The organism is Variovorax sp. 20P10.2.4, from assembly GCF_058244205.1.
In genome coordinates this window covers 1-10,213 of sequence record NZ_JBZAYE010000237.1, presented here as the reverse complement: position 1 = coordinate 10,213, position 10,213 = coordinate 1, and the positions used below count along the sequence as shown (strand labels likewise).

9 protein-coding genes are annotated in these 10,213 nt (G+C 70.1%); 6 read left to right on the top strand and 3 right to left on the bottom strand.

The features are described from left to right. Window positions 1–696 (top strand): helix-turn-helix domain-containing protein (locus AC27VN_RS21280; protein ID WP_490877796.1); only part of this gene is annotated, 696 nt, incomplete at its 5' end. Window positions 697–745: 49 nt separating this feature from the next. Here the strand turns inward: AC27VN_RS21280 and AC27VN_RS21275 are convergent. After that, window positions 746–2,113: a hypothetical protein gene (locus AC27VN_RS21275; RefSeq protein ID WP_490877795.1), complete on the bottom strand. Its 1,368-nt coding sequence runs from the start codon at window positions 2,111–2,113 to the stop codon at window positions 746–748. 349 nt (window positions 2,114–2,462) lie between these two features. Here AC27VN_RS21275 and AC27VN_RS21270 point away from each other — a divergent pair, with 349 nt between their 5' ends. Beyond that, complete coding sequence (locus AC27VN_RS21270) at window positions 2,463–4,265, top strand: NAD(P)/FAD-dependent oxidoreductase (RefSeq protein WP_490877794.1); 1,803 nt, start codon at window positions 2,463–2,465, stop codon at window positions 4,263–4,265. Between the two features lie 22 nt (window positions 4,266–4,287). Here AC27VN_RS21270 and AC27VN_RS21265 read toward each other — a convergent pair whose 3' ends face one another. Together AC27VN_RS21265 and AC27VN_RS21260 are read right to left on the bottom strand one after the other, a co-directional pair. Further along, complete coding sequence (locus AC27VN_RS21265) at window positions 4,288–4,998, bottom strand: Crp/Fnr family transcriptional regulator (RefSeq protein ID WP_093343707.1); 711 nt, start codon at window positions 4,996–4,998, stop codon at window positions 4,288–4,290. A gap of 13 nt (window positions 4,999–5,011) precedes the next feature. Beyond that, on the bottom strand, window positions 5,012–5,392 hold the full coding sequence (locus AC27VN_RS21260; RefSeq protein WP_490877793.1) for a DUF1090 domain-containing protein: 381 nt from the start codon (window positions 5,390–5,392) through the stop codon (window positions 5,012–5,014). A gap of 156 nt (window positions 5,393–5,548) precedes the next feature. Between AC27VN_RS21260 and AC27VN_RS21255 the strand changes: the two genes are divergently transcribed. The 4 genes from AC27VN_RS21255 to AC27VN_RS21240 form a co-directional block, all read left to right on the top strand. Further along, window positions 5,549–6,469, top strand: coding sequence for a beta-keto acid cleavage family enzyme (locus tag AC27VN_RS21255; protein ID WP_395349513.1), 921 nt, complete (start codon window positions 5,549–5,551; stop codon window positions 6,467–6,469). Between the two features lie 38 nt (window positions 6,470–6,507). After that, a complete protein-coding gene (locus AC27VN_RS21250; protein ID WP_490877792.1) occupies window positions 6,508–7,713 on the top strand; it encodes an ABC transporter substrate-binding protein in 1,206 nt (401 codons plus the stop codon). Next, on the top strand, window positions 7,710–8,657 hold the full coding sequence (locus AC27VN_RS21245; RefSeq protein WP_490877791.1) for a 3-hydroxyacyl-CoA dehydrogenase NAD-binding domain-containing protein: 948 nt from the start codon (window positions 7,710–7,712) through the stop codon (window positions 8,655–8,657). Before AC27VN_RS21250 ends, AC27VN_RS21245 begins: the two co-directional genes overlap by 4 nt. Window position 8,658: 1 nt before the next feature. Further along, on the top strand, window positions 8,659–10,213 hold a 1,555-nt coding region (locus AC27VN_RS21240; RefSeq protein WP_490877790.1), incomplete at its 3' end, for a feruloyl-CoA synthase.

Below are 10,213 nucleotides of genomic sequence, written 5' to 3'. Positions count from 1 at the left end.
GCCGGGCGCGCGGGGCTGCTCGCGCACCAGCCGGTGCCGCTGTCGTGGCTCTACCAGTCCGGCTTCGCGCACGACTTCCCCGACACGCCGATCCACAGCGAGACGCCGCTGACGCTCGGCCCGCACATGGTGCTGGCGGCCACGCCCGACCTGATGCATGCGATGGTGCTCAAGCTGCTCGATGGCGTCGGCCTGTCGGACCTCGCCGCGGCCTGCCGCGACAAGTTCCTCGCCAACCCCGAACGCCAGCACCTGGTGCTCGACATCCCCGAGCAGGTGGTGGGCACCTCGCGCGATGCGCCGCTGCACCGCGCCATCGCCTTCATCGAGGCCAACGCGGGCCGGCCGCTGACGGTGGCCGAGATGGCCTCGGCCGCGGCGGTCAGCGAACGCACGCTGGTGCGGCTGTTCGCGCGCCACATCGAGCGTTCGCCGATCCAGTTCCTGCACGAGCTGCGCGTGAAGCGCGCGCGCATGTGGCTCGAGGCCACCTGGCGCTCGATGCACGAGATCGCCGACGCCTCGGGCTACGCGGACGTCTCGACCTTCCGCCGCACCTTCAAGCGCATCGCCGGCATGAGCCCGTCGGAGTACCGCGAGCGCTACACGGTGCGCACGCCGCGCGCGGTGTGGCAGCTGCAGGCTTATGACGACGTGCTGGCGCCGGGCAAGGGAAAGCCGGCGGCCCGCCCATGAAAAAAGCCCGCACCCTGGCGGGCGCGGGCTTGTCGCGGGGCGAATGCGATCAGTCGACCAGGCCCAGGTGCAGGAAGCCGGCGTTCAGCGACGGGGTGCGCGCGCCGATCAGCAGCTCGATCTGCTTCGAGCGCATCGCGAAGTAGACCGAACTGCCCTTCGTCGCCGTGCGCATGCCCGTCGGTCCGAACGATGGCTGGACCGCCAGCGCGAGATCGGCCTGCGCGGTCGCCGCGCCGTCCGTGCCGGTCAGCGAGTACGTCGAGCCGGCCGCCACCACGACATCGGCCGTGCCGCCCGTCGACCAGCCCTTGCTGCTGAAGTCCGCGTAGCCCGACGCGGCAGGCACGCCCACCGCCAGCACCTGGCTGTTGGTCGTGGGCGACGGACCCGCGCTCAGGTAGACCTTCTCGCCGCCGAAGTCGGCGAGCGCGAAGCGACCGAACAGGGTGCCGTCGACGGCGCTCTTCATCGTCCACAGCCCGGGCTGCTGCGGATCGGGCTCGATGTTGCTGACGGACACGTCGGCGCTCGGGCACTGTTCGATCTTGTAGATGACGAGGTTGAGGCACTGCTTCATCACCTTGCCGCCACCCGAGATCTGGATCTGCGCGATGGCCGATTGCCCGCCCGCGGGCGAGAAGTCGATGCGGCCGCGGTCGTAGGTGCCGTCGAGCTTGCCCTGCTGCAGGAGCAATGCGCGCGATGCGATGAAGGGGAACGGCGCATAGGCCGTCGGCGAGGTGTAGCCCACCGCGAACGGCAGCGCGCCGACGATGTTGTCGCCGAGGCCGCGCAGCGCGAGGATGCTGCTCTTGCTGCGGCTGCTCTGCACCTTCCAGTCGCCGTCGCGCGATGCGCCCGCGGTCAGGGTGCCCGAGCTGGCATCGCCCGCCGCATCGGTCAGGGTGTAGCTGGCCTTGTCGAAATCGATGGCGAGCACCTGGCGCGAGCCGTTGGCGGCATACACGGTGTAGCGCCCGTTGCGGTAGTCGCCGTTGCCGACCGAGAAGCTCAGTTCCTTGCGCCGGTTGCCCGATGCGCTGGCCGTCAGCTTGAACTCGGCGCTGCCCGTCGCGTTGGGATTCTTGAAGCGCGACAGCCACTGCGAGCCGGAGGTATCGACCTCGACGCGCTGGGCCACGCCGTTGCGGCTGTCGCCGGTCCAGGTGATCTCGCTGCCATCGCTGGACTTGACCGTCACGAGCTGGCCCGGCGCCACCTGGTACTTGCCCGCGCTGTCGGGGCTCGCGGCGCTGCCTTCGACCTCGACGGATAGCTTGGCTTCCGACTCGGCGGGCGTCTGCGGCAGCGCGCCGAACGGCAGCCCGCCACCGCCACCACCCCCGCCACCGCATCCCGCGATGACCGCCACCAGCGCCGTGGCGCACAGGGACTTCGTTGTGCTTCTCCTCATCTCTTCATCTCTTTCTGTTGGATTGACCCGATGCCCCGCCGACCTCGTCGGCAGACGGCGGCCAAATCTATACGCGGTGGAATACTTTTGCATCATCATGAAACGCGGTCGTCGCCGCCCTGCAACGCTCCTCCCAATGGGTGATTGAAGGTCGCGAAAGCGAGCGGGCCGTCTCGCCGTCTCATCGCCGTCGCACCGGGAGCGCGACAACGCACCCCACCCGCGACAAAACCCCCGCCAAGTCCTTGATCCGCCGTGCGCAGCCCCACGGCACGAAAGCTGCGCAACGCAGCCTGCGCCGTCCGCGGCGCAGCGTTCGTTCTCATCCATTCATACACGGAGACATTCGATGACCGCATCCACCGCCGCCCCCACGCGGGCTGCCGCCACCTGGCTGGCCGACTTCGGCGCCGCGCTCGCGCGCAACGACGTCGAGGCCACGGTCGCGCTGTTCGAGGCCGAGGGCTTCTGGCGCGACCTCGTGGCCTTCACCTGGAACATCCGCACGCAGGAAGGCGCGGGCGCGATCCGCGCGATGCTGGCGGCGCGGCTGGCCGACACGCAGCCCTCGAACTTCGCGCTCGAGGGCGAGGCCAGCGAGGCCGATGGCGTGACCGAGGCCTGGTTCACTTTCGAGACCCGGGTGGCGCGCGGCCGCGGCCACCTGCGGCTGCGCGGCGGCAAGGCCTGGACGCTGCTGACCACCATGACCGAGCTCAAGGGCTTCGAGGAGAAGACCGGCGCGAACCGCATCAAGGGCGCGGAGCACGGCGTGCACAAGGGGCGCCAGAGCTGGCTCGAGAAGCGCGAGGAGGAAGCCCGCACGCTGGGCTACACCGAGCAGCCCGAGGTGGTGATCGTGGGCGGCGGCCAGGGCGGGATCGCGCTCGGCGCGCGGCTGCGCCGGCTCGGGGTGCCCACGATCATCATCGAGCGCAACGCGCGCGCGGGCGACTCCTGGCGCAACCGCTACAAGTCGCTGTGCCTGCACGACCCGGTCTGGTACGACCACCTGCCCTACATGCCCTTCCCAGACGACTGGCCGGTGTTCGCGCCCAAGGACAAGGTCGGCGACTGGCTCGAGATGTACACCAAGGTGATGGAGCTCAACTACTGGAGCTCGACCACGGCGAAGAAAGCGCGCTTCGACGAGGCCACGCAGCGCTGGGAAGTGCGCGTGGAGCGCGAGGGCAAGGAGGTGGTGCTGCGGCCGAAGCAGCTGGTGTTCGCGCTCGGCGTGTCGGGCTATCCGAACGTGCCCGTGCTCGCGGGCGCCGAGAACTTCCAGGGCGACCAGCACCATTCGAGCAAGCACCCCGGGCCCGAGGCCTACGCGGGCAAGAAGTGCGTGGTGCTGGGCTCGAACAACTCGGCGCACGACATCTGCGCGGCGCTGTGGGAGCACGGCGCCGACGTGACCATGATCCAGCGCTCGTCGACCCACATCGCGCCCTCCGACTCGCTGATGGAACTGGCGCTCGGCGGCCTGTATTCCGAGCAGGCGGTGAAGAGCGGCATCGACCACCACAAGGCCGACCTGATCTTCGCCTCGGTGCCCTACCAGGTGATGCACACCTTCCACATCCCGGTCTACGACGAGATGAAGAAGCGCGATGCCGACCTCTATGCGCGGCTGGAGAAGGCGGGCTTCCTGCTCGACTTCGGCGCCGACGGCTCGGGCCTGTTCATGAAGTACCTGCGGCGCGGCTCGGGCTACTACATCGACGTGGGCGCCTCGGAGCTGGTGGCCAACGGCAGCGTGAAGCTCAGGAGCGGCGTGAACATCGAGCGCGTGAACGAACGCTCGGTGACGATGACCGACGGCAGCGAGCTGCCGGCCGACCTGCTGGTCTATGCCACCGGCTACGGCTCGATGAACGGCTGGCTGGCCGACCTGATCTCGCCCGAGGTCGCCGACCGGGTCGGCAAGTGCTGGGGCCTGGGCTCCGACACGCCGAAGGATCCCGGCCCGTGGGAAGGCGAGCTGCGCAACATGTGGAAGCCGACGCAGGTGCCCAACCTCTGGATCCACGGCGGCAACCTGCACCAGTCGCGCCACTACTCGCAGTTCCTCGCGCTGCAGCTCAAGGCGCGCGCCGAAGGGCTCGATACGCCGGTGTACGAACTCGCGCCCTCGCACCACCGGCGCTGAGACGCGCGGCGTCCGGAACTTTTCAGCCGTCGATGCGGCGGCGCAGGCCGTCGAGATCGGTCACGGTGATGCCGCCGTACTCGATGCGCAGCAGGCCGGCCGATGCCAGCCGCCGCAACGCCGCGTTGCAGCGCTGGCGCGACAGGCCCGAGAGGTTGGCGATCTCCTCCTGCGACACCTCCAGGTGCGGATCGCTGCCCGGATGCAGCCACTCGTGGAACAGGCCGACGAGCGCGCGCGCGACCTGGCTGTCGGTGTCCAGCAGGTGGTGGGCGGCGAAGTTGCCGAGGAACCAGTGCATGCGCTCGTTGATCTGGCGCAGCAGGAAGTCGTCGAAGCTGCGGTGCGTGGCGCGCAGCCAGTCGAAGGTCTCCAGCGGCATCAGCGCCACCCGGCTGGGGCGCAGCGCGATGATGTCCGCGGTGCGCGGCACGCCGCGCAGCAGCGTGCCTTCGCCGAACCAGCTGCCGGTCGACAGGCCGCCCAGGGTGACGGAGCGTCCGTCGGGCGAACTCACGCACCACTTGAGCAGGCCGTCGATGGTGCCGTACCAGTGCAGCGGGGTGTCGCCGCAGCGGCACAGCGCGGCGCCGGTCGCCACCTCGACCTCGCGCATCTCCTCGAGCACGCGCTCGCCGGCGGCCACGCCGAGCTGCGGAAACCAGGCCGAGCCCTGCAGCAGTTGAGCCAGGGTCAGCGAGGCGGGGGGAGGAACAGGCCGGGCAGCGGGCATCTTCTCTCGAGGCTCAGGGCAGGTCCCTGACGCGCTGCAGCTCGGCCTGGGCTTCGCGCAGCTTGTCCTCGCGGCGCGCGATCTTGTCGCGATCGCCCTTGCGGCGTGCCTCGGCCAGCTCGCGTTCGCGCTGCGCGACCTTGCGCTCCTCGCCACGGATGCGCTCCTGGTGGCGCGCGGCCAATTTGGCATCGCTGCAGTTGCGCCGCACCTCGGCCAGCGCGCGCTCGAGGCCGCGCACGCGGTGGTCCTGGCCTTGCGCCTTGGCGGCTTCGATGTCGCGGGAAATGGCCTCGCGCTTGGCGGCGCAGCCCGCCTCGGGACCGCCCTGCGCGAAGGCCTGGCCCGATGCGAGGACGGCGGCGGCCGCGAGGACCAGCGATGACAGTTTCATGAGCGCTCCTTGTTGTGGATGAATGCGAACGACAGGGGCGACTGTAGCCTCTGCACGCCGCGTAAACCCTGCCCCCGAATGTCGTCGCGATGACTGAGTGCGGCGGCTGCCCCAAAAATAATGGCGCGCTCCACGAAGGACTCCAGGAACCCCGCCATGTCGAAGCGCAAAGTGATCGTGACCATCGCCCCCACCGGCGGCATGGCGCACAAGTCCCAGAACCCCCACCTCCCCACCCAGCCCGCCGAGATCGCGGCCGACGTGCTGCGCTGCTGGAACGCCGGCGCCAGCGTGGCGGCGATCCATGCGCGCCGCCCCGACGACGGCGCGACCTGCGACGCCGAGGTCTACCGCGAGATCAACAGCCGCATCCGCGCGGGCGGCTGCGACATCGTGCTCAACAACTCCACCGGCGGCGGCGTGCACGGCGACATGGTCAAGCCGCTGGCCGGCGACCGCTGGGAGATCGCATGGGAGGAACGCATCAAGGGCATGGACGCGGGCGCCGAGATGTGCACGCTCGACGCCACCACGCTGAACCTCAGCTTCGAGGGCAGGCAGATCCTGATGGACACGCCGATCACGCGCGGGCGCGAACTCGCCGCCGGCATGAAGGCGCGCGGCATCAAGCCCGAGTGGGAGGTGTTCAGCCCCACGCACATCCTGCAGGACGCGACCACGCTGATCGGCGAGGGCCACGACGACGAGCCCTACTTCATCAATCTGGTGATGAACGTGCACCGCAACTTCCAGAACGCGATGCCCTACTCGCCGCGCTTCCTGCAGATGATGGTCGACACGCTGCCCAAGGGCAGCATCTTCGGCGTCAGCGGCATCGGCACCTCGCAGCTCGAGGCCAACGTGGCGGCGCTGCTGCTGGGCGGCCATGCGCGCGTCGGCCTCGAGGACAACCTCTACTTCCGCCAGGGCGAGCTGGCCACCAACGTGCAGCTCACCGAGCGCATCGTGCGCGTGATCCGCGAGCTCGACATGGAAGTGGCGACGCCTGCCGAGGCACGCCAGCTCATGGGCCTGCCGCGCGTGGGCACGCCGCGGCCCGAGTTCGCGCTCGGCTGAACCGGCACCCGCCAGAACAACGAACGGAGACAGAGCGAATGAACCTTTCCCGCACCGCCCTGGCCCTCGCGCTCGGCGCCGCCTTTTCCGCAAGCGCATCGGCCCAGGTGTCCGACGACGTGATCCGCATCGGCTTCATCAGCGACATGTCGGGCCTGTACCGCGACTACGACGGCCCGGCCGGCGCCGAGGCGATCCGCATGGCGATCGCCGACATGGGCGGCGCCATCGGCGGCAGGAAGATCGAGCTGGTCACGGCCGACCACCAGAACAAGCCCGACATCGCCGCCGCCAAGGCGCGCGAGTGGTTCGACGTGCAGAAGGTCGACATGCTGATCGGCGGCGTCAACTCGGGCGCGGCCATCGCCATGGCCGGCGTGGCGGCGGACAAGAAGAAGCCCTACTTCGTGGTGGGCTCGGGCGCGTCGAGCCTCACCAACGAGTACTGCTCGCCCTACACGGTGCACTACGCCTACGACACGGTGGCAATGGCGCGCGGCACCGCAAGCGCGGTGGTCAAGGCCGGCGGCAAGAGCTGGTACTTCGTGGCGGCCGACTATGCCTTCGGCGCCGCGCTGCAGAACGACGCGACCAAGACGGTGCTGGCGAACGGCGGCACGGTGGCGGGCTCGGTCAAGCATCCGCTGGGCGCGAGCGACTTCTCGTCCTTCATGCTGCAGGCGCAGAGCTCGAAGGCGCAGGTGCTGGCGCTGGCCAACGCGGGCGGCGACACGGTCAACGCGATCAAGTCGGCGGCCGAGTTCGGCATCGCCAGGAACATGAAGCTGGCCGGCATGATCATCACCATCAACGACGTGCATGCGCTGGGCCTCAAGGCCTCGCAGGGCATGTACCTGACCGACAGCTGGTACTGGAACCAGAGCCCCGAGGCACGCACCTGGGCGCGCCGCTTCTTCGACAAGCACAAGCGCATGCCCTCCTCCTTCCATGCGGGCGACTACTCGGCCGCGCTGCAGTACCTGCAGGCCGTGAAGGCCGCGGGCAGCGACGATGCCGACAAGGTGATGGCGCAGCTGCGCAAGACGAAGTTCGACGACATGTTCGTCAAGGGCGGCTGGCTGCGCGACGACGGCCTCATGGTGCACGACATGCACCTGATGCAGGTGAAGTCGCCCGAGGAATCGAAGGAGCCCTGGGACTACTACAAGGTGGTGGAAGCGATCCGCGGCGAGGCCGCCTGGACCACCAAAGCCGAGAGCCGCTGCGCGCGGTGGAAGTCATGAGCGCGGCGCACGGCGTGCGGCGCGTCGCGGTGGTCGGCACCGGCGTGATCGGCGCGAGCTGGACCGCCTACTTCCTCGCGCAGGGCCTCGACGTCAACGCGACCGATCCCTCGCCGGGCGCCGAGGAGCGGCTGCGCCAGGCGGTGGCGCAGCACTGGCCCACGCTCGAGCGCTTCGGGCTGGCCGCGGGCGCCTCGGTCGACCGGCTGCGCTTCCACGACAGCCTGGAGGACGCGGTTTCGGTGGCCGACTTCGTGCAGGAGAACGGCCCCGAGCGCATGGATTTCAAGATCGAGCTGTTCCGCCGCATGGACGCGGCCGCGCCGCCCGACGCGATCCTGGCCTCGAGCTCCTCGGGGCTGGCGATCAGCGGCGTGCAGTCGGGCTGCGCGCACCCGCAACGCGTGGTGCTCGGCCATCCGTTCAACCCGCCGCACCTGATCCCGCTGGTGGAAGTGATCGGCGGCGAGCGCACGTCGGCCGACACCATCGAGCGCACCATGGCCTTCTACGCGGCCATCGGCAAGCGGCCGATCCACGTGAAGCGCGAGGTCAAGGGCCACATCGCGAACCGGCTGCAGGCCGCGCTGTGGCGCGAGGCCTTCCACCTGGTCGAGCAGGGCGTGGCCTCGGTGGCCGACATCGACACCGCGATCGCGCACGGCCCGGGCCTGCGCTGGGCCGTGATGGGACCGTTCATGAACCTGCACCTGTCGGGTGGCGCGGGCGGCATCGCGCACGTGCTCGCGCACCTGGGCGGGCCGATCGAGGACTGGTGGAAGGACCTCGGCGCGCCGTCGATGACGCCGGCGCTGCAGGCGCAGGTGAGCGAAGGCGTGGCGCAGGAGCTGGGCGCGCGCCGCACGGCCGAGCTCGAAGCCGCGCGCGACACCCTGCTGTTGAACCTGATTCGCGCCAAGGCCGACACCGGCACACTCGATTGACATGACCGATTTCCTCCAGGACGACAGCCTGATCGCCCCGCCCCGCACGGTGCGCATCGACTTCGACGACGGCTCCTTCGCGCTGCGCTCGCCGCAGGCGCTGAAGCCCTATGCGCGCTGCATCGGCGAATGGATCGAGCGCTGGGCGCGCGAGACGCCCGAGGCGCTGGCCTTCGCCGAGCGCGACGACGGCGGCGCGGACTGGCGCCGGCTCGACTACCGCGCGCTGCGCCAGGCCGTCGGCGCGGTGGCGCAGGGCCTGCTCGACCTCGACCTGCCGGCCGATGCGCCGGTCGTGATCCTGTCGGACAACGCGATCGACCACGCGGTGCTGATGCTGGCCACGATGCACATCGGCCGTGCGGCCTGCTCGCTGTCGAGTGCCTATTCGCGCATGGCCAAGGACCCCTCGCGGCTGCACGAGATGCTGCGCGCGCTGCGGCCGGGGCTGGTCTATGCCTCGGATGCGAAGGCCTACGGCGCCGCGCTCGCGGGCAGCGGTGTGGAGGCGGTCGCGGTGTTCAGCCGCAACGCCGACGCGCACCCCGGCGCGCTGGCCTTCGCGCAACTGCTCGCCACCGCCGAGACGCCCGCCGTGATGCAGGCCTTCGAGGCGGTGCTGCCCGACACCCATGCCAAGTACCTGCTGACCTCGGGCTCGACCGGCAAGCCCAAGGTGGTGATCAACACCCACCGCATGCTGTGCGCCAACCAGCAGATGATGGCCCAGACCTGGCGCTTCCTCGCGCACGAGAAGCCGGTGCTGGTCGACTGGCTGCCCTGGAGCCACACCTTCGGCGCCAACCACGACCTGAACATGGTGCTGGCGAACGGCGGCGCGCTCTACATCGACGAGGGCCGGCCCGCGCCGGGCCTGATCGAGAAGACGGTGCGCAACCTGCGCGAGGTCAAGCCCACGCTGCTGTTCAACGTGCCGCGCGGCTACGACATGCTGCTGCCCTTCCTCGAGGCCGACGACGCGCTGGCCACCGAGGTGTTCTCGCGCCTGCGCCTGGCCTTCTACGCGGCCGCGGCGCTCGCGCCCTCGACCTGGCAGCGGCTCGAGGCGGTGGCGCGGCGCGTGCGGCCCGACCGGCCGCTGTGGCTCACCACCTCCTGGGGCGCCACCGAGACCTCGCCCGCGATCACCTCGGCGCACTGGAAGCTCGACGGCGCGGGCTGCATCGGCGCGCCGCTGCCGGGGCTGGAACTGAAGTTCGTGCCCAACGGCGAGAAGCTCGAGATGCGCGTGAAGGGCGTGTCGGTGTTCCCCGGCTACCGCGGCGCGCCGCGCGAGACCGCGCAGGCCTTCGACGAAGAGGGCTACTACCGGCTCGGCGACGCGGGCTTCCTCGCCGACGCGGCCGATCCGGCGCGCGGCGTGATCTTCAACGGCCGCGTGGCCGAGGACTTCAAGCTCTCGACCGGCACCTGGGTCTCGGTGGGCACGCTGCGCGTGAAGCTGGTGTCGCTGCTGGCGCCGCATGCGCAGGACGTGGTGCTCACGGGCCACGACCGCGACGAGATCGGCATGCTGGTGTTCGCGAGCCCGCAGG